This is a genomic window from Achromobacter sp. PD1, assembly GCF_048541815.1.
GTDB lineage: Bacteria > Pseudomonadota > Gammaproteobacteria > Burkholderiales > Burkholderiaceae_B > Achromobacter > Achromobacter bronchisepticus_A.
In genome coordinates this window covers 1,722,947-1,745,990 of record NZ_CP183349.1, presented here as the reverse complement: position 1 = coordinate 1,745,990, position 23,044 = coordinate 1,722,947, and the positions used below count along the sequence as shown (strand labels likewise).

General features: G+C 66.7%; 20 protein-coding genes. 11 read left to right on the top strand and 9 right to left on the bottom strand.

Going from position 1 to position 23,044, the window contains the following annotated elements; translation table 11 throughout:
* The first annotated feature begins 52 nt into the window (after positions 1-52).
* The 4 genes from ACM1PE_RS08210 to ACM1PE_RS08195 are packed head-to-tail and all read left to right on the top strand — an operon-like array spanning position 53 to position 3,533.
* The gene (locus ACM1PE_RS08210; protein ID WP_054459045.1) at positions 53-367 is read left to right on the top strand and encodes a non-heme iron oxygenase ferredoxin subunit; all 315 of its coding nucleotides are present in this window, start codon (positions 53-55) and stop codon (positions 365-367) included.
* A gap of 2 nt (positions 368-369) precedes the next feature.
* Positions 370-1,668 (top strand): NAD(P)/FAD-dependent oxidoreductase, encoded by a 1,299-nt coding sequence (locus tag ACM1PE_RS08205; RefSeq protein ID WP_118933893.1) that lies wholly within the window; start codon positions 370-372, stop codon positions 1,666-1,668.
* A 39-nt stretch (positions 1,669-1,707) separates the two neighbouring features.
* On the top strand, positions 1,708-2,997 hold the full coding sequence (locus ACM1PE_RS08200; RefSeq protein ID WP_059378452.1) for an aromatic ring-hydroxylating dioxygenase subunit alpha: 1,290 nt from the start codon (positions 1,708-1,710) through the stop codon (positions 2,995-2,997).
* Positions 2,998-3,014: 17 nt separating this feature from the next.
* Positions 3,015-3,533, top strand: coding sequence for an aromatic-ring-hydroxylating dioxygenase subunit beta (locus ACM1PE_RS08195; protein ID WP_059378451.1), 519 nt, complete (start codon positions 3,015-3,017; stop codon positions 3,531-3,533).
* Between the two features lie 73 nt (positions 3,534-3,606).
* On the opposite strand, the gene ACM1PE_RS08190 is transcribed toward ACM1PE_RS08195, so the two are convergent.
* The 5 genes from ACM1PE_RS08190 to ACM1PE_RS08170 all read right to left on the bottom strand — a co-directional run bounded on the left by ACM1PE_RS08190 (position 3,607) and on the right by ACM1PE_RS08170 (position 8,019).
* The gene (locus ACM1PE_RS08190) at positions 3,607-4,227 is read right to left on the bottom strand and encodes an N-carbamoylsarcosine amidohydrolase (protein WP_059378449.1); all 621 of its coding nucleotides are present in this window, start codon (positions 4,225-4,227) and stop codon (positions 3,607-3,609) included.
* Between the two features lie 11 nt (positions 4,228-4,238).
* Positions 4,239-5,306, bottom strand: coding sequence for a 2,5-dihydroxypyridine 5,6-dioxygenase (locus tag ACM1PE_RS08185; protein WP_419342953.1), 1,068 nt, complete (start codon positions 5,304-5,306; stop codon positions 4,239-4,241).
* Between the two features lie 30 nt (positions 5,307-5,336).
* Positions 5,337-6,161: an alpha/beta fold hydrolase gene (locus tag ACM1PE_RS08180; protein ID WP_419342952.1), complete on the bottom strand. Its 825-nt coding sequence runs from the start codon at positions 6,159-6,161 to the stop codon at positions 5,337-5,339.
* A gap of 20 nt (positions 6,162-6,181) precedes the next feature.
* Positions 6,182-7,144 (bottom strand): amidohydrolase family protein, encoded by a 963-nt coding sequence (locus ACM1PE_RS08175; RefSeq protein ID WP_059378445.1) that lies wholly within the window; start codon positions 7,142-7,144, stop codon positions 6,182-6,184.
* A gap of 248 nt (positions 7,145-7,392) precedes the next feature.
* Positions 7,393-8,019, bottom strand: coding sequence for a nucleotidyltransferase family protein (locus ACM1PE_RS08170; protein WP_419342951.1), 627 nt, complete (start codon positions 8,017-8,019; stop codon positions 7,393-7,395).
* Positions 8,020-8,080: 61 nt separating this feature from the next.
* Here ACM1PE_RS08170 and ACM1PE_RS08165 point away from each other — a divergent pair, with 61 nt between their 5' ends.
* Positions 8,081-9,070 (top strand): XdhC family protein, encoded by a 990-nt coding sequence (locus ACM1PE_RS08165; protein ID WP_419342949.1) that lies wholly within the window; start codon positions 8,081-8,083, stop codon positions 9,068-9,070.
* Between the two features lie 18 nt (positions 9,071-9,088).
* On the opposite strand, the gene ACM1PE_RS08160 is transcribed toward ACM1PE_RS08165, so the two are convergent.
* The gene (locus ACM1PE_RS08160) at positions 9,089-9,556 is read right to left on the bottom strand and encodes a MarR family winged helix-turn-helix transcriptional regulator (RefSeq protein ID WP_370127811.1); all 468 of its coding nucleotides are present in this window, start codon (positions 9,554-9,556) and stop codon (positions 9,089-9,091) included.
* Between the two features lie 198 nt (positions 9,557-9,754).
* Positions 9,755-10,663: a LysR family transcriptional regulator gene (locus ACM1PE_RS08155; protein ID WP_059378440.1), complete on the bottom strand. Its 909-nt coding sequence runs from the start codon at positions 10,661-10,663 to the stop codon at positions 9,755-9,757.
* A 122-nt stretch (positions 10,664-10,785) separates the two neighbouring features.
* Here ACM1PE_RS08155 and ACM1PE_RS08150 point away from each other — a divergent pair, with 122 nt between their 5' ends.
* A complete protein-coding gene (locus ACM1PE_RS08150; protein WP_419342948.1) occupies positions 10,786-11,748 on the top strand; it encodes a 3-hydroxyacyl-CoA dehydrogenase family protein in 963 nt (320 codons plus the stop codon).
* Positions 11,745-12,599 (top strand): 3-keto-5-aminohexanoate cleavage protein, encoded by an 855-nt coding sequence (locus ACM1PE_RS08145; RefSeq protein ID WP_419342947.1) that lies wholly within the window; start codon positions 11,745-11,747, stop codon positions 12,597-12,599. The genes ACM1PE_RS08150 and ACM1PE_RS08145 overlap by 4 nt, the downstream gene beginning before the upstream one ends.
* 16 nt (positions 12,600-12,615) lie before the next feature.
* Here the strand turns inward: ACM1PE_RS08145 and ACM1PE_RS08140 are convergent, their stop codons facing one another.
* A complete protein-coding gene (locus ACM1PE_RS08140) occupies positions 12,616-13,140 on the bottom strand; it encodes a SecDF P1 head subdomain-containing protein (protein WP_280014941.1) in 525 nt (174 codons plus the stop codon).
* A 71-nt stretch (positions 13,141-13,211) separates the two neighbouring features.
* On the bottom strand, positions 13,212-18,050 hold the full coding sequence (locus ACM1PE_RS08135) for a YadA-like family protein (RefSeq protein ID WP_419342946.1): 4,839 nt from the start codon (positions 18,048-18,050) through the stop codon (positions 13,212-13,214).
* Between the two features lie 868 nt (positions 18,051-18,918).
* On the opposite strand from ACM1PE_RS08135, the gene ACM1PE_RS08130 reads away from it, so the two are divergent.
* The 4 genes from ACM1PE_RS08130 to napA all read left to right on the top strand — a co-directional run bounded on the left by ACM1PE_RS08130 (position 18,919) and on the right by napA (position 23,038).
* Positions 18,919-19,827, top strand: a complete 909-nt coding sequence (locus ACM1PE_RS08130) for a LysR family transcriptional regulator (protein WP_419342945.1) — start codon at positions 18,919-18,921, stop codon at positions 19,825-19,827.
* 232 nt (positions 19,828-20,059) lie between these two features.
* A complete protein-coding gene (gene napE / locus ACM1PE_RS08125) occupies positions 20,060-20,218 on the top strand; it encodes a periplasmic nitrate reductase, NapE protein (RefSeq protein WP_013393095.1) in 159 nt (52 codons plus the stop codon).
* Between the two features lie 23 nt (positions 20,219-20,241).
* Positions 20,242-20,559: a chaperone NapD gene (locus ACM1PE_RS08120; RefSeq protein ID WP_059379386.1), complete on the top strand. Its 318-nt coding sequence runs from the start codon at positions 20,242-20,244 to the stop codon at positions 20,557-20,559.
* Positions 20,543-23,038, top strand: coding sequence for a periplasmic nitrate reductase subunit alpha (gene napA / locus ACM1PE_RS08115; protein WP_419342944.1), 2,496 nt, complete (start codon positions 20,543-20,545; stop codon positions 23,036-23,038). Before ACM1PE_RS08120 ends, napA begins: the two co-directional genes overlap by 17 nt.
* Positions 23,039-23,044: the final 6 nt, after the last annotated feature.

The window sequence follows — 23,044 nt, the reverse complement described above, 5'->3', positions numbered from 1 at the left end:
TTTAGGCAGTACACTGACGACAATTACTCAGCATACTGACGAGCGAGTTGATATGAACTGGATCCGCATTGCCTCTACCGACCAACTGACCGAAGACGACGAGGTGATCCCCGTCGCCGCCGGCGAAAAACAGCTTGCGCTGTATCGCATCGAAGGCGAGTTCCACGCCTCCGACAATGTCTGTACCCACGCCTACGCGCTGCTGTCCGACGGCTATCTGGAAGACGGCTGCATCGAATGTCCGCTGCACCAGGCCAAATTCGACATCCGCACCGGCCAGGCCATGTGCGCGCCCGCCACCACCGGCATCCGCATCTATCCGGTCAAGGTCGAAGGCCAGGACATCTATGCCAACCTGCAAGGCTGACCATGGCTGACGCAGATCCGATCCTCATCATCGGCGCCGGCCAGACCGGCGCGGTGGCGGCGGCCACGCTGCGCGGCCTGGGCCACGCTGGCCCCATCACGCTGATCGGCCAGGAAGCGCACGCGCCCTACGAGCGTCCGCCCCTGTCCAAGGACGTGCTGCAGAACCCCGGCGCGCACGGCCAGACCGCAGTCCACCCCCAAGACTTCTATGAACAGCAAGGCGTCACGCTGCTGACCGGCATCGAGGCCTTGCGGATCGACGCTGCCAAGCGCCTGGTCGAACTGGCCGACGGCCGCAGCCTCCCCTATAGCCGCTGCCTGCTCGCCACCGGCGGGCGCGCGCGCGAACTGCCCAGCCTGCCGCGCGGCACGCCGGGCGTGCATTACATCAGGACGCTGGACGATGCCGCGGCGCTGCGCGCCGGCCTTACGCCGCAGGCGCGCGTGGCCGTCATCGGCGGCGGCTTCCTGGGCCTGGAGGTGGCGTCCACCGCACGCGCCCTGGGCGCCGCAGTCACCGTGCTGGAAAGCGCGCCCCGCCTGCTGGAACGCGTGCTGCCCGCGGCCCTGTCGGATTGGCTGGCCGAACGCGTCCGCCACGCCGGCGTGGACCTGCGCCTGGATGCGCGCATCGTCCGCACCGACTGGCAGCCCCATGCGGATACCGCTGTGCGGCATCAGGCGCGCTTCAACATTGAATTGCAGGACGCCTCCTCCATCGAGGCCGACGTCGTGGTCGTGGCCATCGGCCTGGTGCCCGACGTGTCGCTGGCCGCGCAGGCCGGCCTGGCGCTGGACCCCGCCAATGGCGGCATCGCGGTGGACGCCGCCTGCCGCAGCAGCGACCCTTATCTATATGCGGCCGGCGATTGCGCCAGCCAGCACCGGCGCCACCTGAACATGGCGTTGCGGCTGGAATCCTGGCAGAACGCCAACGAACAGGCGCGCGCGGCCGCGGCCGGCATGCTGGACCAGCCCGCGCCGGCCGAGCCCTATCCGTGGTTCTGGACCGACCAATACGGCTGCAACGTGCAGATGCTGGGCCTGCCCCAGCCGGACCTCGTCTATGCCTGCCGCGGCGTGCCCCAAGCGCAGGCCGAGGCGCCCAAGTTCATCTGGCTTGGCCACCGCGACGGCGTGCCGGTGCATGCCATCGCCATCAACGCCGGCGGCGACCTGCGCCAGCTGCGCGTGCTGTTCGAACAAGGCATCGCCATCGATCCCGAGCGCTACGCCGACGAAACCGTGGCGCTCAAGCCGCTGGTGAAAGCCTGCCAGCAGAACGCCGCCGCGTCCTGAACCCCACCAATACCGCCCCCGCATCGACAGGAGCTTTTCATGTATCAATCGCAAACCGTCATCGGCCTTACGATGGCGTCCAAGGACACTGCCCTGGCCGACTGTGTCTGGCCGGAAGACGCGCTGCACTACATCCCGGACTGGGTCTACACCAGCCGCGCCGTCTACGACCAGGAAGTGGAGAAGATCTTTCACGGCAAGACCTGGAACTACGTGGCCCTGGAAGCCGAGCTGCCGAACGCGGGCGACTACAAGCGGTCCTACGTCGGGCCGACCCCGGTGGTGGTGTCGCGCGCCGAAGATGGCTCGGTCAATGTGTTCGAGAACCGCTGCGCCCACCGCGGCGCGGAGTTCTGCCGCCACAGCCAGGGCAACGCCAAGGAATTCGTCTGCCCCTACCACCAGTGGTCCTACGACCTCAAGGGCAATCTGCAGGGCATCCCCTTCAAGCGCGGCGTGAACCGCGAGGGCGGCATGCCCAAGGACTTCAAGAACGAAGACCACGGCCTGCGCAAGCTGCGCGTCACCACGCGCAACGGCGTCATCTTCGCGTCCTACAGCGATGAGGTCGAACCCATCGAGGAATACCTGACGCCGGAGATCCTGGCCGATTTCGATACCGTCTTCCCGGGCAAGAAGCTCAAGATCCACGGCTACTACCGCAACGAGCTGCCGTGCAACTGGAAGATGTACCACGAGAATCTGAAGGATCCGTACCACGCGACGCTGCTGCATTCGTTCCTGGTGGTGTTCGGGCTGCTGGTGGCGGGCAACAAGTCCGCCATGCTGGTCGACCCGGTGCATGGCCGCCACGGCACCATGGCCTCGGCCAAGAGCGAGGACAAATACGCCAACGTCAGCGAAGAGAACAAGAAGGAAATGCGCTCCTTCCACGATGGCCTGCACCTGCAGGACGATCGCTTCCTGGAGTTCGTCAAGGAATTCGATTCGCCCTGGTCGGTCACCATGCAGACCGTCTGGCCCAACCTGATCGTGCAACGTGAAATGAACACGCTGGGCGTGCGCCAGATCGTGCCCAACGGACCCGACAGCATGATCATGCAATGGACCATGTTCGGCTACGAGGACGACACGCCCGAGATGGAGCGCCACCGTCTGCGCCAGGGCAACCTGATGGGGCCGGCGGGCTTCCTCGGCCTGGAGGACAACGAAGCCATGAAGTTCGTGCAGGAAGGCGTGCGCCGCGCCAGCACCGACGTCAACGTGCTGAAGCTGGAATCCGGCAAGCAAGGCACCTCCAACACGCTGATCTCGGAAGCCGCGATCCGCTCCATGTACAGCTATTACCGCAGCGTGATGGGCTTCTGAGGCAGGAACCAGGAAACATGAGAACCCGATTCGAATACTCCCCCCGCAAGATCGATCCCGCGCGCGCCATCGCGCTGCGACTGGAGATCGAGGAATTCCACGCCGACTACTGCGCCGCCCTGGATGCGGGCCAGGTCGAGGCCTGGCCGGACTTCTTCACCGAGGACGGCCTGTACCGCGTCACCGCGCGCGAGAACGCCGAACTGGGCCTGCCCGTCGGCTTGGTGTACTCCGAAGGCCGCGCCATGATGCATGACCGCGCCGTGGCCATTTCACGCACCCAGATGTTCGCCCCGCGCTACATGCTGCATCTGGTCAGCAACACCCGCGTCATCAGCGAATCCGCCAACGGCGAGATCGAGTCCCAGGCCGCGTTCATGCTGATGCAGACGCTGGTGGAAGGCCCCACCACGCTGCACTTGGCCGGCACCTACTACGACCGCTACACGCGGCAGGACGGCGTGCTCAAGCTGAAGGAACGGCAGGTGGTGTATGACACCACCATCCTGGCCAACGACCTGGTCTATCCCGTCTAGAACGCGGGAGACCAACACAAAAGGGTTGCGCCGGCGAGGCGCAACCCTTTTTTTTCCCGCATGCCGCGCCGGTTCAGGCCTGCGTGGCGCGCACGGCTTCGTCCCGCGTCAGCACGGTGGCGTACTTCTGCTGCATGTCGAAGAGGTTGGCGTCATGCGGGCCGATGGCGCGGTCGCCCACGCAATCCGACACCACCAGCGGCCGGAAGCCGTACTGCATGGCATCCACCACGCTGGCCCGCACGCAGCCGCTGGTGACCGCGCCCGCCACCAGCAGCGTCTGCACCCCGCGCTGCGACAGCCAGGCCGCCAGGCTGGTGCCGAAGAACGCCGAGGGCACCGTCTTGCGCACCACCAGCTCGCCGGCCGCGGGCGCAAGCTGCGGCACGATGGCGCTGTTGTGGTCCGCTTCCTTCAGCGTCAGCATGCCCGGCACCTTCAAGGTGAAGATGTTGTGGTCCGCGTCGTCGTCGGCGAACACGATGCGGCTGTGCGCCACCGGCCAGCCCTGCTTGCGCGCATGCGCCAACAGGCCCACGGTCTGTTCGATGGCCTGGGGGATATTGCCGCCGCCAAACACCGCCGGATCGGCAAAGCCGTTGACCAGGTCCACGATCAGCAGGCCGTAGGGCGCCTTGGGCGCCATCGCCGTGCCGAAGCCCTGGCGCGCGTAGGCCGAGATATCGTCATTCATGTAGGGAACTCCTAGTACGGTGATTGCGTGCTAAGCCTGGGGCCGGCGCCGTCCAGCACCTTGCCCTGGCGCACCACGTCTTCCCCGTCCAGCCGCACCGTGCAGGCGCGCAGGGGGATGTCGATGTGGCAGGTGGTGGTCCGGTTGCCGCCGGCTTCGTTGTTGGGACCCAGCGAGAACAGGAAGTTGCCCTCATAGGCCCGCGCGTCCATGCCTATGGTGGCTTCGCGGTCGTACAGGCCCAGCGTGGTCCAGTGCGCGCGCGGCTGCAGGCCCCAGCCTATGTGCGAAATCGCGTAGGCTTCCGGATCCTTGAACGAGGCCACGTACTCGCGCAGCAGTTCCGCATCCACGCCACCGTCGATGCGCGTGGCGTAGCCGTTCTCTACGGTCAGCTCGATGGCCGAGCGCACGTAGAGCTTCTGCGGCAGCAGGATGTCGCCGACGTCGATCACGATCTTGCCGTTGGCGCCGCCTTCGTTCGGCCAGGTCAGCACGAAGCCGCTGGGCCAATGGTCCCAGCGCCCGGGTTCATCGACGAAGCCGTACTCGCTGATGGCCGGGAACTCGCCCAGCGGGCAGCGCAAGTCCGTGCCCGCCTCCGATACCACGCTCATCTCGCGCGCCGCGCCGATGCGCGCGGCCGCCGCCTTGACCCGCGCGCGGTCGGCCTCGGTCGGCACCAGCCGCGCCAGCACTTCCGGCGGCTCCACCGCCAGCAGGATCTTGGTGCCGGTGGCCAGGATCTCGTGCTGTTCCGGGGAGAACAGCAGCGTCATCAGGTCCAGCACCAGGTCGCTTTCCTTCAGGGCCGCAATGGCGGCCTTGTTGCCGGTCAACGGCGTGGTGCCCAGGTAGGCCAGCGAGTCCCGGCTCAGCGCCCGCTCGCCATTGACGGGCGGCAGGTCCAGACGGTTCACGATGGCGCCCATGGCTTGCGTCGCGATCAGCGCCGTCGCCAGGGTTTGCGGATGGGTAGCCGCGCTGGTCAGCACCGTGACGGTCTGCCCCGCTTGCAGCTTGGACAGGGTCAATACCTGCTGCCAGGCCTTCACCATTTCGTAGTCGCTTATAGGCATGATGCCCTCCTTGCTTGACGGTCGCGCGCTTCAGCCGCGCGCCAGCGGCGCGCCCAGGAAATCGCCGAAGGCGGCATAGAAGCCTTCCTCGTTGTCCCACGGAATCATGTGGCCGGCGGCGGGCACGCGGTGATGTTGCGTGCCGGGAGCCAGGCGTTGGATCTCGGCCACGTCGGCGTCCAGCACCACGTCGCCCCGCTCCGCCGTGATCAGCAGGACCGGCACGTCCAGGAGCGGCAGGTCGGCGTGGATGTCATCGCTCTGGAAGGCCTCGAAGCTCTGGATGATGGCGCGCTCGTCGCAGGTGTGCAGCCATTCGGCGCGCAGCTGGCGCTGCTCCTCGGTCCAGGTCGGGCAGAACGCGCGCATGGCCTCGGCGTCCATGCCGTGGCGCGCCTGCGCCATGGAATCGACATACCAGGGCAGTTTGGCGGGATACGGCCGGCGGCCGGGACCGGACACCGGCGGGTCCACCAGGACCAGGCGGCTCAGTCCTGCCGGCTGGCCGCGCCCGGCGCGCACGCCGATGCGTCCGCCCATCGAATGGCCGACCAGGCTGTAGCGCGCCAGGCCCAGCGCCTCTGCGAAGGCCAGCACGTCGGCGGCCTGCGCGTCCAGGCTGTAGTCCAGCGTGGCGCCGGCTGCGGACAGGCCGCGGCCGCGCACGTCCAGCACATAGGTGTCGAAAGCCGCGCCGAAGCGCTCGCCGACGAAACCCCAGGTGACCGCCGGGCTGGTGATGCCCGGCACGATGATGACTGGATCGCGCCCAGCGCCGCGTTCGCCGCCGTAGCGCAGGTAATGCTGGCGGATCCCATTGGCATGGACGTTGCCGCCATACAGGAAGTTGCTCATGTCAGTCTCCCGGGCTGGGCTCAGAGTTTGAACAGGCGTCGCGCGTTGCCGTTGCAGATCAGTTCGCGGGTCGCGTCGTCCATCGGCGTCTGCTCGATGAATTCCACGGCCAGCGCGGTCGATTCGTAGGGATAGTCCACCGAGAACATCACGGCCTCGCGGCCCATTTCGGCGATGGCGGCCATCAGCGTGGGAGGCGAACAGACCCCGGACGTGGTGATGAGGATGTTGCTGCCCAGGTATTCGGAAGGCGCGCGCGCCAGCTTGATGCCGTGCGAATAGACCGCGAAGCGGCTGTCGAAGCGCCAGCGCAGGAACGGCAGGCCTTCGCCCATGTGGCCAAGGATCAGCTTGACCGCGGGGAACCGGTCGAACACGCCGCCGAACAGCAGGCGCAACGCATGGGTGGCGGTTTCGACGCCCCAGCCCCAGCACGCGCCCACCAGCTCGGGGTGGCCCGAGTAGGCCTGCGGAATGACGTAGGGATCGGACGGGTGCAGGTAGACGGGCACGTCCAGCTCCTGCACCTTTTCCCAGAACGGGTCGTAGGCGCGGCCGTCGTAGTACACGCCATTGGTGTGGCCGTTGATCAGCGCGCCCTTGAAGCCCAGCTGCTTGACGCAGCGCTCCAGTTCGGCGGCGGCGACCAGCGGATCATGCATGGGCACGGTGGCGAAGGCGCCGTAGCGCGTCGGGTGGCGGGCCACCTGCTCGACCAGGAAGTCGTTGTTTTCCTTGGCGCGGCGCAGCGCGACGGCGGCGTCGGCTTCAGCCTGCACGCCCGGCCCGGTCTGCGACAGGATGACGTAGTCGATGCCGCCGCGGTCCATTTCGCCCAGCCGGACTTCGTCGAAATCCACCAGGCGCGCGGCCAGGTCGGCCAGCACGGCGGGATCGATGTGCTGCGCGAAGCTCTTCGAATAGTCCTTGAATCCGACCGCGGTGTAGTGCTCCTCAAACGCGATCTTGCGTACTTTGCTCATTCCCCTACTCCCAGTTTGATGGCGCGGACCCTGTCCTGCCACGGCGCGTCAGCATTGTTTATCAGTACACTGACTATTACATCGGAACAATCGGAATCGCGCGCAGCCGCTTTTCCATTGGGAAAAGTCCTGCGAGGGCTTCCAAATTTACGTCAGTATACTGACTTTATAGTCAGCGTACTGACAAATTAGGGAAATCCCGGAGCGCAAAAAAAGGCCGCCGCGGCGGCCTGGCCTACAGGCGGTGTTCAGCCGCCGTCGTCCAGGTCGGCAGGCGTGTCGACATCGCGCAACACCCCGGGATCTTCGGTGGGGACCCATTGCAGTCCGGGTTGTTTGAGCAGCCGCCGCGCGCCTTCGTCCCCGCTCAGCGCCGCCAGCTGCGGCAGCAATTCCGCGCGAAATCCCACCGGATGGCCGCGCTGCCCCTGGTACGCGGGCGCGGCCATCGGCGCATCGCGCAGCGCATCCAGCACGCTCTCCAGGCTTGCGCGGCGGATCCAGGGCATGTCGGCCAGCGCGACCAGCACCGCGGCAGGCGTGCCGGGCAGGCCCTGCAGATACTGCGCTGCCACGGCCAGGCTGGCCCCCATGCCCTCCTCCGCCCGGTCCGTCTCCAACACCACGCAGTCTTCCGCCCGCAACAATCCAGCCAGCGCGGCGCGGCCGGGCCGCACCACGGCGACGACCATGTCCACCGCCGCGCGCAGCGTCCGGGCGCTGGCCGCCGCCACGCACACGCCCTGCGGCAGCGGCGCCAGCAGCTTGTCGGCGCCCGGCCGCTGCGCGGCGTAGCGCGAGCCCTGCCCCGCCGCCAGCAGGATGCCGGCGCGCGCGGGGCCCGGGTAGGGATAGACACTAGAGACAGTCGCCATAATGATCAGTATAGTGAATATAAGCCGTGGCAGCGCCGCGGCCTTTCACTGTGAGAAGCCGATGAACGCTCTGGATCTGGACGTATTGCAACATGCGCGGGACTGGGTAGCCGCGGGCAGCCGCGTGCACCTGGTGACCGTGGTGCAGACCTGGGGCTCGGCCCCGCGCCAGGCGGGCGCCATGCTGGCCGTGCGCGAGGATGGCCGCATGGTCGGTTCGGTTTCCGGCGGCTGCATCGAAGACGACCTGATGCTGCGCGCCCGCGAAGGCACGCTCGCGGACGCCCCGGCGCGCCTGACCTACGGCGTCACCCGCGACGAGGCAGCACGCTTCGGCCTGCCTTGCGGCGGCACGCTGCGCCTGATCAGCGAACCGCTGCGCGACACCCAATGGCTGGACCTGGTGCTGCAAGCCATACGCGGCCATGGCCTGATCCAGCGCACGGTGGACCTGCAGGACGGCAGCAGCTCGGTGTCTCCCGCCGGCCCGGCCGACGGCCCGGATTTCGACGGCCGCATCTTCCGCAGCGTCTACGGTCCGCGCTGGCGGCTGCTCATCATCGGCGCCAACCAGACCGCGCAGGTGCTGGCCAACATCGCCGCCACGCTGGATTTCCACGTCACGGTCTGCGACCCGCGCGAGGAGTTCTACGGCGACTGGAATCTGTCCCAGGCAACCCTGCTCACCAGCATGCCCGACGACGCCGTGCTGGAAATCGGCACCGACGAACGCACCGCCATCGTGGCGGTCACCCACGATCCCAAGCTCGACGACATGGCCTTGCTGGAAGCGCTGAAATCGCGGGCCTTCTATGTGGGCGCGCTGGGTTCGCGCGCCAACCAGCAGAAGCGCCGCGAACGGCTGCGCTTGTTCGACCTGGACGACAGCCAGATCGCGCGCCTGCACGGCCCGGTGGGCCTGCGCATCGCCAGCAAGACGCCGGCCGAGATTGCGGTGGCGATCGCCGCCGAACTGATCTGGGTCCGCAATACGCTGGGCGACGGCGAGGCCACCCGCAGCGCGCCCCAAACCAGCGCGCTGCCAGGCTGAAGCAGGCAGGCCCCTGTCCTACATGGGCTTGAGCGTGGTGCGGCTGTACTGGTTATTGGCTTCCACCAGGGTGGAAAGCAGCTTCATGAAGATTTCCTGGTTGCGCGTGGACAGCGGCTCCAGCAGGCGCTGCTGGGCGCGGGCCATGCCCTCCTGCAAGATGCCCATGATGCGCAGGCCTTCCTGGGTGATGACGGCCTGGCGCGAGCGCTTGTCGTTGGGATTGATGCGCCGTTCCACCAGGCCGCGTTCCTGCAGGCGCTTGACCACATCCGCCGTGGTGGTGCGATCCAGGCCCAGCTCCATGCCGATGGCGGTCTGGTCCAGCCAGGGGCTGAGCGACAGCGCGGTCAGCACGCCATACTGCACCGGCGTCACGTTCTGCGTCTTGCACTCCTCGTAGAACATGGCGTAGTGGATCTGGTTCAGGCGCCGCACCAGATATCCAGGACGCGACCAAAGCACCTGCTTGGCCGGATCGAAGATCTTGGTGTCTGCCTTATGAGTTGCGACGCGCTTCTGGGACGTCGTCTTTTTCTGTACATCCGGCACGTTGAGGCAGCTCCAGTTTAGTTAGTGTACTGAGGATAATACCACCGCCTCCCGCCTGTCGAGCGGCACACTGCCGACGCTTGCGTGAAATCAAAACCGCACAGCGCGCAGCCGCGGAACCAGCCACCCGGCCTATCGCGCCTGCTGCGCCAGATATTCCTTCAACGTCTGCACCAACGCCGCCGCGGCGGGCGACAGGCTGCGGTTGCGCGCCGTGACCAGCCCGATCGAACGCTCGGCCACCGGTCCGATCAGGGGACGCTGCACGATGCCATTTTGCGCCACCGCCGCGGCAGCGATTTCGGGCAGCGCGGCGACGCCGAATCCGCATTCGACCATGGCGACGATGGTGGTCAGATGTTCGGCCTCGAAGGCAGGCGTAAAGCGTATCCGGTTCTGCAGGAAAGCCCATTCCGTGTACTGCCGCACACTGCTGGGCTGCACCATGGACACGTGCGCCGCATCCGCCGTATCGGCCCAGCGCAGCGGCCCGCGGGCGCGCGCCAGCGGATGGGCTTCGGGGATCAAAAGCAGGAAACTGTCGGACATCAGCGGCACGTAGTGCAGATCCCCGTGCTGCGGGTCGGCCGCGGTCAGGGCGAAGTCGACCTCGCCCGCGCGCACCAAGTCGAAAGCCGGGCCCGACAAGGTGTCCCGCACCTTCAGGGCGACCAGCGGATGGGCCTGGCGATAGGCCATGAGCACCCGCGGCAGCAGGCGGGCGGCAATCGAGGGCAAGGCCGCCACCGATACCTGGCCCTGTTCCGCATTGACGATGCCGCTGACCGCGGCAATGGCGTCGCGGAAGGCCGCTTGCAGGGCGGCAGCCTGCTGCATGAAGACCTCGCCCGCGGCGGTGAGGCGGACGGTGCGCGTGGTGCGGTCGAACAGGCGCACGCCCAGCGCGTCTTCGATACGCTGGATCTGCGTGGACAGGGCCGACTGCGACAGGTGCAGCTGCGCCGCCGCCTGGCGGAAGTTGAGCGTGCGGCCCAGCACCAGCGTGGTATCGATATCGCGCATCGAAAGATTGATCTGCATGCCGGGCGCGGCCTCTCTATTGATCTAAATACAAGATCATTCTATCCAAAAAATCTGATTCATCAATCAAAGCGGGTTCTCTACACTCGCCTGCAGCGTAGTTTCAGATGAAGGAGCAAACCATGCAGACGGACGCGATCGCGCTGCCCAATCCGGGCGCGGCGCATGCGGTGGTGGTGGGCGGCGGCACCATGGGAGCCGACGTGGCCGTGGTATTGACCCGCGCGGCCTGCCGCACGACGGTGATCGAATCGAATGCCGGGCGCGCGGCGGGCGTGCCCGCCCGCGTCGCGGAAAACCTCAAGACCATAGGCCGGGAGGCGAACGCCGCCCTGCTGTCCACCGCCGCCAGCCTGGACGAGGTGGACTGGTCCGGCGTGGACCTGGTCATCGAGTGCATCCCCGAACGCCTGGACATCAAGCAGGCGCTGTTCTCGGACCTGGCGCAACGCGCCCGGCCCGACGCCATCCTGGCCAGCAACAGTTCCAGCTTCCCGATCAGCGCCATCAGCCAGGGCCTGGATACCCGTGGCCGCATGCTGGGCCTGCACTTCTTCATGCCCGCGCATCTGGTGCCGCTGGTGGAAGTGGTGCTGGGCGAAGCCAGCGACAACGCCTGCGCCGACACGCTGATCGAATTCATGCGGCGCTGCGGCAGCGTGCCGGTGAAGGTGCGCCAGGACCTGCCGGGTTTCCTGGCCAACCGCCTGCAGCACGCGCTGTCGCGCGAAGCCTTCGACCTGATCGACCGCGGCATCGCCTCGCCGGAAGACGTGGACGCGGCGGTGCGCTTCGGCTTCGGTTTCCGCTTCCTGGCGGCCGGCCCCGTGATGCAGCGCGACCATGCCGGCATCGACGTGCATGCCGCGGCCGGCGCCACCATGTACCCCACGTTCTGCAACGCCAGCGAACCGGCGCGCTGCCTGACCGAACGCGCCCAGGACGGCCGCCACGGCATGAAGACGGGCGAGGGCTTCTACGCCTGGACGCCCGAAACCATCAGTGCCGAACGCGCGCGCTACGACCGCCTGTTGCGCGCGGGCCTGGACCTGATTGCCCCCGAACTGCCGGAGATCAAGCCGTGAGCAACACCCCCCTGCCCCGCGCCGCGCTGGCCGACTCGCCCGTCATCATCACCGTGGCGCCCAATGGCGCCTACAAGAAGGCCGCCGACCATCCGGCCATGCCCCTTACCGCCGAGGCGCTGGCGCGCGAAGCGCGCGCCTGCCTGGACGCCGGCGCCGCCATGATGCACATGCACGTGCGCAAACCCGACGGCAGCCACCTGCTGGACGCCCAGGCCTACCGTGACGCCCTGGCCGCGGTGCACGGCGCCGTGGGCGACGAACTGCTGGTGCAGGTGACCAGCGAGGCCGCCGGCGTCTACAAGGCGGCAGAGCAGATCGCCCTGGTGCGCGAGCTGCAACCCGAGGCCGTGTCCATCGGACTGCGCGAGATCGCCGTGCCGGATATCCCGGAAAGCGAGCTTGCGGCTTTCCTGGCCTGGATCGCCGAACGCCGCATCATGACGCAGATCATCTTGTACGACGAAGGCGACGTGCGCCGCTGGCTGTCGCTGCGCGCGCGCGGCCTGGTGCCGCCGGGAGCGTGGTCGGTGCTGTTCGTGCTGGGCCGCTACAGCGCGGGCCAGACCTCTTCGGCCTATGACCTGCTGCCCTTCCTGGCCGCGTACGACCAGTCCCTGCCCTGGGCAGTATGCGCCTTCGGCCCCGAGGAGAACGCCTGCGTCACCACCGCCGCCGCGTTCGGCGGCCACATGCGCGTGGGCTTCGAAAACAACTTGAAGCTGCGCGACGGCAGCACCGCGCCGGGCAATTCGACGCTGGTGCTGCAGGCCGCGCAAGGCGCGCAGGCGCTGGGCCGCCCGCTGGCCACGGCCGCCGACGCGCGCCGCATCTATGGGGCGATCGGCTGACGCGGCCTGGGCGGCGCTACTGCGCCGCCCCTTCTATCGCCTGCGCAACGTTGATTGCCTGTTCCTCCGAGTTCATCGTCAGGTTCAGGATGCCCTCCTCCATGGGGCCTGCGATGCGCGGCACGCCCACCAGCCTGCCGTCTATGGTGAAGACCAGCCACTTTCCCGGGTACTGGCGGCCGATCTGCGCCAGCTTCTGCGCACCCGGCGGCGTGAACCGCAGGCTGACGAAAGGCTGTCCCTCCCGGGTCTTCATGGGCGTGGCGGCATTCAGATCCGCCCGGGTAAGCGCGGGCGCCAGCAGGAAGTAGTAGGTCTTGTCGGACATGCGCAGCTCGCGCAGATCGGCGCCCGGCCGGTCCTGGGCCAGGCGGAACTCGACCGCCGGCGTGGCAGTCCGCGCCTGCGCCGCGGTGTCTTGCGGCGCAGGCTGGATGGCAGGGGTCGCGGCATTCGCGCCCTTCTGAGGCGCCATGGGCTGGCAAGCCGCCAGCAATGCGCTCGATGCAATCAAAGCCGGAAGAATGATGCGACGTGTCATGGCTGTATACCTCTCATGAATCATTGAGTCCGCGGCGGCAGGCCGCGAGCCTGCGTTCGTGCGGCATGTATTCACCATTGATATCCCACTCCCACGCTCGCGCCGTAGTCGCCGCGCGAACTGCTGCTGGCCAGGCCCTTCACCACCCATCTGCCGCTGTCGGACACCGTGGACAGCCCCATGGCGAAGCCGCTTTCCCCGCCCCACGTGCCGCCGCCCATGCTGAGCATGCTCCTGCCGGGCAGATAGGCCTGAGGCAGCGCCGACATCGCCATGGCGGAAGCGACGCCGGCGCTCAACCGGTTGTCCAGCCCTTGCACGTCCTTGCGCAAGCCCGCCACCTGGTTGCTCAAGCCGCTCGCGACTTCCCGCAACTGGTTCACGTTCACCGCATCGGTTCCGGCGGTGCCGCGGGCCACGTGCGTGATCTGGCGTTCGGCCCCGGCCGAGCCCACCGAAACCGTGTTGTCGCGGTCGGCGACAGACCCCGCGCCCAGCGCCACGGCATTGCTGCCCGACGCCTTGCTGCCGTTGCCCAACGCGGTGGTTCCCGCGCCGGTCGCCTGCGCGCCATTGCCGATCGCGGTGCTGTTCTTGCCCGAGGCCACCGCGCCTGCACCGCCCGCCGCCGAATTGCTGCCGCTGGCCTTGGGCGGCTTGGCCGCCTTTTCCTCCTGGCTGGTCCGGAACATGCCGGCGGCGCCATTGCTGATGCTCGTCACATCGCCTTCGACATTGGCCACACGCTCATCCAGCGCGGTGAGCTGGTCGCCGACCTGGAGCACATTGCCTGCCACATCTTGCAAGCGCTTGTCGGTATAGTCGTTGGCCTGCTTGAGCGCGCCGTCCAGCTGCCGCAGATTCACGCCGTCCGTGGCCTCGCGGCCATCGGCCAGATTGCTGAGCGTGCGCTCCGCCCCCGACGAGCCCACGGATACCGTGCCGACCGACTTGTTTTGCGTGTCCGAATACTTGCCGGCGTAGTTCTCCGCGCCCCTGTCCGCCACGGCGCCTGCGCCCAGCGCGACATCGCCGTCCTTGCCCGCTGCCGCGCCATTGCCCAAGGCAACCGAGTCGCCGCCATTGGCCGCCGCGCCCGGTCCCATTGCAATACTCCCGACGCCGTTGGCCTGCGAGTCCGGCAGCATCGCCGACGCCCCGCCATTGGCATGGAAGTATTTGATCCCAGCGCCTCCCTTGGTGAAGTTATCGACCGTATCGCCGATCGACTTGACGTACTGATTGGTCTCGAACAGCTGCGAGCCATTGACCGCCTCCGTGCTGTCCGCCGACAGCGCGCCCCGCGCCACGTTCCTCAGCACGGAGGCTGCGCCGCCGGGGTTCAAGGTCACCATGGCGTAGTTGGTGGTGCCGTCCGCATTGAGGTCATATTTCACCCCTCCCGCTTCGAGCCCGCTCACATTCGAGGCCAGCGCCTTCAACTGGCTGACGTTCACAGCGTCGGAATCCACAGTACCCGCAGCCACCCCGTTGATCTGCCGATACATACCGGTATCGGCGTCACCCACGGACAACGCGGCCAAGGTGCTGCGCGTGGCGTTCACGGCCGCGCCATTGGCGCCCAGGGGCACATACCCTGCTGCCCCGGCCACCGCCTTGGCGACCGATCTCGCGCCCATCGCTACGCCACCGCCCGCGACGACCTGGCTGCCCGCGCCCAAGGCGACTCCCTGGGCCGCGTCAGCCAAGGCTTGCGTTCCCATCGCGATGCCATCCGCCGACGTCGTGCGCGCCTGCTGTCCCAGGGCGATGCCGCCGGGCGCGCCCTGATCCACCACAGCCCGATCCCCGATCCCCAGACCGCGGTCGCCATTGACCACCGCCTGCGGTCCGACCGCGATCGACTCAATCCCCACCGCCAGGGAATCGGAAGCCGCCGAGTTGACATGGAAGTACTGAGTCCCCGTGGTCGTCAAGGAGCCGATCGCGCCAGTCAGTTGGCGCAAGGTCACCGCATCATGCTCGTCTGTACCGTCCGCCACGTTGGTAATCTGACGGTACGCGCCATCGTGGCCCACGGATACCGCGCCAAGCAAGGTGAGATCCGCCGTGTTGAACGGCACCAGGGCGCCGCCGCTGCCGACCGCAAGACTGCCCGTGGTCGGCGTCAACGCCCGGGCGGACACAGAACCGGAACCCAGCGCCACGCTCCCGTCCTGGCTCGCCTGGGCCTCACGGCCCAGCACCAGCGCGTTGCCGGCCGAGGCCCGCGCGTTGTAGCCCAGCGCCGTGCTGCCCACGCCCTGCGCGTAGGCGTCGTCTTCCGCCAGCCCCGATTCGTTGGTCCGCGCATAGCGTAAGCCCAGCCCGTTGTCGGCCTTGTTGGTCAGGTTGGGGTTCCCCGTCAAGTGTGTGTACGTGTCGCCCATGGTCGTCAAGGTATCGCCAAGGTCGGTCAGCCTGCCGCCCATGCGCTGCACGTCCAGGTTCGTCTCGTGCAGTTGCGAACCATTCACCGCATCGGTGCTGGTGGCCGACAACGTTCCCCGCGCCACGTTGGTGAGTTTGGTGCCCCCTGTCATGCCGCCGTCCAGGGACGCGGATCCCGCCAGGGTGACAAGGCTCTTGGGATCACCTGCAATGCCGTCATAGGTCACCGCCCGGTCGCCCAGGCTGCCGACATTCTCGGCCACGGACTTGAGCTGGCTTACGTTCACCGCGTCCGTGTCGGACGCGCCCGCGGCCAGATGAGTGAGGCGGCGCTCCGCGCCCGTCGAGCCTATGCTCACCTCGCCCACGGGCGCAGCGCCCGCCACCGCCGCCGTACCCGACCGGTACGCCGCCGCGCCCAGCTTTGCGCCATTGGCGACCGCGTTCGCGCCCAACGCCACGCTGCCGGCATGGTTCGCCTGGGACTCGCGGCCCAACGCCAACGCGTTGTCGGCCGTGGCTCGCGCGTTGTAGCCCAGCGCTGTACTACCCGGGTTCTGGGCATAGGCATCGCTGGCCGCCAATCCGCGTTCGTTGGTCCGCGCATAGCGGATGCCCAGGCCATTGGCGTCGGTATACGTCCCGCTCGTATCGCCGGTCAGGTTCGCCAATGAGCCGCCAAGGCTGGTGAGCGTATCGCCCAGGGTCGTGACGGTCCCCCCGATGGTCGTGACCGTGTCGCCGAGGTTCGTCACCGTGTCGCCTATCGTCGTCACCCTGTCTCCCACGCGCTGCACTTCCTGGTTCGTCTCATGCAGCTGCGAACCGTTCACCGCGTCGGTGCTGGTGGCCGACAGCGTCCCCCGCGCCAGGTTGGTGAGCTTGGTGCCGCCCGTCATGCCACCGTCCGTGGATGCCGATCCCGCCAGCGTGATGAGGCTCTTGCGATCACCCGTGTTGCCGTCATAGGTCACCGCCCGGTCGCCCAGGCTGCCGACATTCTCGGCCACGGACTTGAGCTGGCTTACGTTCACCGCATCCGTGTCGGAAGCGCCCGCAGCCAAGTGAGTGAGGCGGCGCTCTGCGCCCGTCGAGCCTATGCTCACCTCGCCCACCGGCGCCGCGCCCGCCACCGCTGCCGTACCTGACCGATACGCCGCCGCGCCCAGCGTCGCGCCGTTGGCGACCGCGTTCGCGCCCAGCGCCACGCTGCCGGCATGGCTTGCCTGAGCTTCGCGCCCAATTGCCAGCGCATTGTCGGCCGTGGCCCGCGCGTTGTAGCCCAGCGCTGTACTACCCGGGTTCTGCGCGTAGGCGTCGCTGGGCGTCAGCCCCCGTTCGTTAGTCCGCGCATAGCGGATGCCCAGGCCATTGGCATCGGTATACGTCCCGCTCGTATCGCCGGTCAGGTTCGCCAACGAGCCGCCAAGACTGGTGAGCGTATCGTTCAGGGTCGTGACGGTGCCTCCGATGCTCGTGACCGTGTCGCCGAGGTTCGTCACGGTGTCACCCAGGGTCGTCACCGTGTTACCCATCGTCGTCACGGTGTTACCCATGCTGGTCACCGTGTCGCCCATGGTCGTCACCCGGTCGCCCACGCGCTGCACGTCCTGGTTCGTCTCATGCAACTGCGCGCCGTTCACGGCATCGGTGCTGGTGGCCGATAACGCCCCCCGTGCGAGATTGGTCAGCCTGGTGCCGCCGGTCGCGCCGCCGTCCGTGGACGCGGAACCCGCCAATGTGATCAGGCTCTTGGGATCGCCCTCGTTGCCGTCATAGGTCACCGCCCGGTCGCCCAAGGCATTCACCGCCTGATTCGTGGCATGAAGCTGCGAGCCGTTGACGGCATCCGTGCTGAGAGCGCCGAGCCGCCCTGCCGCAACGTTCGTGATGGAGCGCTCCACACCCGTGCTGCCCACACTGACCGTGCTGGCGGGCGTCGCCCCGGCGAACGAGTAGGATCGCCCCGCGATTGCGGCGCCGGACGTGCCGACGGCTGCCGAGGTGGCCGATCCCGCCCCCAGCGCGACGTCGTCCGAGTTGGTTGCGACCGAATCGAACCCCAACGCCATGCTGCGCGCGGCCAGCGCGTTGGCATCGTTGCCAACAGCCAATGCCGCGGCGCCCGCAGCCGCCGAGCTATTGCCCAGCGCGACGGCCCCGGCTCCGGTGGCCCGATTGGCATTGCCCAACACCACCGAGTTTTCACCGATCGCCGAACTACCGCGGCCGATGGCCACGGCCGAGAAATTCCCTGTGGCGCCATCCGCCACGCTGTCGATGCCGACGGCCACATCGCCATCGCGCCGAGCCTGCGCACGCGTGCCTATCGCAACGGAATCCGCCCCCATGGCACGCGACTCCCCTGCGATCGCGACGGCATTGAGACCCGAAGCCTGCGCCCCCGCCGCCGCGGTATTGGAGGAGTTATTGCCGCCGATGGCGACGCTGCCGACCGCCGTGGCGCGCGCCCATTGGCCAAGAGCGGTGGAGCCCAGGGCGAGGGCTCCCGCCTGCATGCCTACGGCTGTGCTGCGGATTGCCGCCGTAGCCGCAAACCCCAGGGCGGTCGCGGCATTGCCCGTCGCCGTCGCTTGAAAACCCAGGACCTGCACGCCTACGAAATTGCCGCCATCGGCATCGCATCCAATCACGTTGGACCACAGGCCGGATCCATCGCGCGGACCCTTACCCGCAGGATAGGCTATGCCGTCAGGTCCCGTCCCTTTGGGAGAAGCGCAACCATTCGGGTTGTACGTTGCCGCATGAACTTGCGGACTCGTTCCCACCAGGCTGGCCAGTACCGCAAGTCCCGCTGCAATATCGAGCCTCATGTTCAGCTTCGGGCGCTTCCGAACGGATTGCCCGCCTGCCGCCCTGTCTTCGTCCGCACTGATCCAAACGTTCCTGAGTATCTTGTTCATGAATGGGTGCTCCAGTTCAAAAACTCTAGGGAACTTCTCGTCTTCGCAGCCATTCCCTGCGGCGCTGACGGCACCGTGAACACGCTGCGGCGACTCACGCCACCCGGCTACGCAAGCGCTCTGGCCGAAGCCGGACTCTCGCCAACTGCGCTACGCAAGCGGTCGATCTATTGATGGAGATGGAAAAGGAAATGCGCCGGGACCATCGCGGGACGCCTCGCTTGCCGGCGGAGGAGTCCCGCAGCGACTGCATCGGGTGATGCATTGAGACCAAGACTACGGCGCGCAATTGCAATCGCACATTGCACTTGGGCCTATGGGACGTATCGGCTTAGCCTGCCTATACCGGCAGGCCGCTAGCGGGTAACAGCCGGAACTGGCATGCCCGCCGCTGCGCCCACTAAACAAATGGACCGCTCATCCGTCTGTGGATCGGGGCATGGGTTTCTTGAGGAGCGGTTCCGTGGATTTGCTGGCAGCGATACGCATCTTTCTCCGCGTGGTGGAACGCGGAACCATCTCGGGCGCGGCACGAGATCTCGACCTGAGCCAACCGTCAGTGAGCGAACGCATCGACAAGCTGGAGCGTTTCCTCAGTGCCCGCCTCTTGGTGCGCAGTTCGCGCAAACTGAGCTGCACCGCTGAAGGCCGGACGTTCTGCGAACAGGGCAAGCAGTTGTTGGATGCGGCGGAAATGACGATAAATTCCGTATCATTGAGCAACCTTCAGATACAAGGAAGTTTGAGACTCGCCGTGCCGCAGTGCCTGGGCGAGATCGTGGTTCCCAAAGCTCTGATGAACGTGCGCACGGCCCACCCCGATCTGCACATCGATCTCATGCTGAACGACACCATCGCCGACCCGGTCACCGAAGGCCTCGACATTTCGCTGCGCCTGGGCCGTCTCAACGAAAACGGGGGCTACATTGCCTTTCCGCTTGGCTGGGTGGCCCGCAAGCTGGTAGCGGCGCCGTCTTACCTTGCGGCTCACGGCCCAATAGAAGCGCCGGCGGACCTGGCGTCCCATCCGTTCATCCGTTTGAAGGCTATTTTCGCGAACGATCAAGTGCCGCTGGCGCGCGAGAACGGCCCGGTGACCCAGACGCGCATCAAGACCGCCATGACCGTCAGCCACTGGCGCCCCATGTACGATCTGATCCTCGCTGGCGGCGGCATCGGCATCCTGCAGCATCCCGCGTGCGCCAAGGCATTGGCGCAAGGACGCCTCGTCGAACTGCTGGACGGCTATCGCGTGCCGCCGCTTCCGCTCAATGCGCTGCTTCCGCCCCTGCGTCCGATGCCGCAACGCGTGCGGGCGGTCCTGGAACTGCTGAAGCGGGACATTCCGGCGCTGCTCCAGCCCGCGGTTTGAACCGCGCGTCGGCCTCTGCGCCTTGGCGCGCCTTCGGGTCATCCATCTGCAGCCAGATCTTTCAATGACGGTTTTTTCATCGCCAGCCTGACCGTTTTGCATCTTGCTATACAGCGCCGCGCGCACATTGTTACGCCGTGGTGCAACATTGACGCCTTTCAAAGCCATCTGCTAAAAGCCTCGATATCCGCACGTTAAACGCAATGCCCCAACTGTCGTAGTGAGGTGCTGTGTGCAAAACGAGTCCGATGGCTACACCAAGCCTCAGGAACTTCGAAGTTTCCTGTTCCTGACGGCCGTCATGGCCCCCGTCCTGTCGGTCATCATCGTGGCAGGTTACGGTTTCCTCGTCTGGTTCTATCAACTGATCGCCGGCCCCCCCGGTAGCTGATGCGACGCGACGGAACCCCTCCCATGTCCGCGCTCCCCCATTCCGCGCCGCCTGCGGCGCCGCCAGAGCTGCATATCGCCAGCATGGTGGTGCACGCCGCGCCGCGCCGCTTGCCCGACGTCCGCCTGGCGATTCTTGCGATCTCCGGAGCGGAAATCCATGGCGCTTCCGACACCGGAAAACTGGTGGTCACCCTGGAAGCCCCCTCCACCGACGACATGATGGCCCGGATCTCCGAGATCCAGCGCCTGGATGGCGTGCTGGCTTCGGCGCTGGTCTACCAGCATGCCGACTCGCTGGACGCGATGAACGAGGAGATTGACGATGGCAATGGCTCGTAGAGACTTCATCAAGCAATCCGCCGCCGCAGCAGCCGCCACCGTGGCCGGCATACCCATCGTCGGCTACACGCAGAACATCGTCACCGAATCCGAGGCCGCCAAGCTCAAGTGGTCCAAGGCGCCCTGTAGGTTCTGCGGGACCGGCTGCGGCGTGAACGTCGCCGTGAAGGACAACCAGGTCGTGGCCACGCACGGCGACTTCAACGCCGAGGTGAACAAGGGCCTGAACTGCGTCAAGGGCTATTTCCTGTCCAAGATCATGTACGGCAACGACCGGCTGACCACGCCGCTCCTGCGCATGAAGGACGGCAAGTACGCCAAGGACGGGGAATTTGCGCCGGTGTCCTGGGACCAGGCCTTCGACGTCATGGCCGAGCAATTCAAGCGAGTGCTGAAGGACAAGGGCCCCGAGGCCGTGGGCATGTTCGGCTCGGGGCAATGGACCATCTGGGAAGGCTACGCCGCGCTCAAGCTGATGAAGGCGGGCTTCCGGACCAACAACCTGGACCCGAACGCGCGCCACTGCATGGCCTCGGCGGCGGTGGGCTTCATGCGCACCTTCGGCGCCGACGAACCCATGGGCTGTTACGACGACATCGAGAACGCCGATGCCTTCGTGCTGTGGGGCTCCAACATGGCGGAGATGCACCCCATCCTGTGGACCCGCGTGACCGACCGCCGGCTGTCCGCCCCCAAGACCCGGGTGGTGGTGCTGTCCACCTTCGAGCACCGCTCCTACGAGCTGGCCGACATGGCGTTGACGTTCACGCCGCAGACGGACCTGGCGATCCTGAACTACATCGCCAACCATATCATCCAGACCAAGCGCGTGAACCGCGACTTCGTCGACAAACACACGACGTTCCGCGAAGGCAATACCGACATCGGCTATGGGCTGCGCCCCGACCATCCGCTGCAAAAAGCCGCCAAGAACGCCCGCGATGCCGGCGGCTCCAAGCCGATGACTTTCGACGAATTCGCCAAATTCGTCTCCAAGTACGATCTGGACTACACCGCCAAGCTGAGCGGCGTGCCCAAGAAGCAACTGGAGGAACTGGCCGAACTCTATGCCGACCCGAAAGTACGCGTGACCTCTTTCTGGACCATGGGCTTCAACCAGCATACGCGCGGCGTGTGGGCCAACAACATGGCCTACAACATCCATCTGCTGACCGGCAAGATCTCCACCCCGGGCAACAGCCCATTCTCGCTGACCGGCCAGCCCTCTGCCTGTGGCACCGCCCGGGAAGTGGGCACGTTCTCGCACCGTCTGCCGGCCGACCTGGTGGTGACCAATCCCAAGCACCGCGCGCACGCCGAGGAAATCTGGCAGTTGCCCGACGGCACCATCCCCAGCAAGGTGGGCGCGCATGCCGTCCTGCAGAACCGCATGCTCAAGGATGGCCAGATCAACGCCTACTGGGTGATGGTCAACAACAATATGCAGGCCGCGGCCAACCTGATGAACGAAGGCCTGCCCGGCTACCGCAACCCCGAGAACTTCATCGTGGTCTCGGACGCCTACCCCACGGTCACGACGATATCGGCCGACCTGATCCTGCCCACCGCCATGTGGGTCGAAAAGGAAGGCGCCTACGGCAACGCGGAACGCCGCACCCAGTTCTGGCACCAGCTGGTCAACGCGCCGGGCGAGGCGCGCTCGGACCTGTGGCAGTTGATGGAGTTCTCCAAGCGCTTCAAGGTCGAGGAGGTCTGGCCCGCGGATCTGCTGGCCAAGAAGCCCGAGTACCGGGGCAAGACGCTGTTCGACGTGCTGTTCGCCAACGGCAAGGTCAATCGTTACCCCAACACCGAGCGCGACAAGGACTACGCCAACCAGGAAGCCGAGGCTTTCGGCTTCTATGCGCAAAAGGGGTTGTTCGAGGAATACGCCGAATTCGGGCGCGGCCATGGGCATGACCTGGCGCCGTTCGATACTTACCATGAAGTGCGCGGCCTGCGCTGGCCCGTGGTCAAGGGCAAGGAAACGCTGTGGCGCTACCGCGAAGGCAGCGACCCCTACGTGAAGCCGGGCGCCGGCTTCGAGTTCTACGGCAACGCCGACGGCCGCGCGGTGATCTACGCCCTGCCCTATGAACCGCCCGCCGAATCGCCGGACAAGGAATACCCGTTCTGGCTGTCCACCGGACGCGTCCTGGAGCACTGGCATTCCGGCTCGATGACGCGGCGGGTGCCGGAGCTATACCGCGCCTTTCCCAACGCGGTCTGTTTCATGCACCCCGACGACGCCCAGGAAATGGGCCTGCGGCGCGGCGTCGAGGTGGAGGTCGTGTCGCGGCGCGGCAAGATGCGCACGCGCCTGGAGACCCGCGGCCGCGACAAGCCGCCGCGCGGCCTGGTGTTCGTGCCTTGGTTCGACGCCGGCCAGCTGATCAACAAGGTCACGCTGGACGCCACCGATCCGATCTCGTTCCAGACCGACTTCAAGAAGTGCGCGGTCAAGATCGTCAAGGTCTGAAAGGCG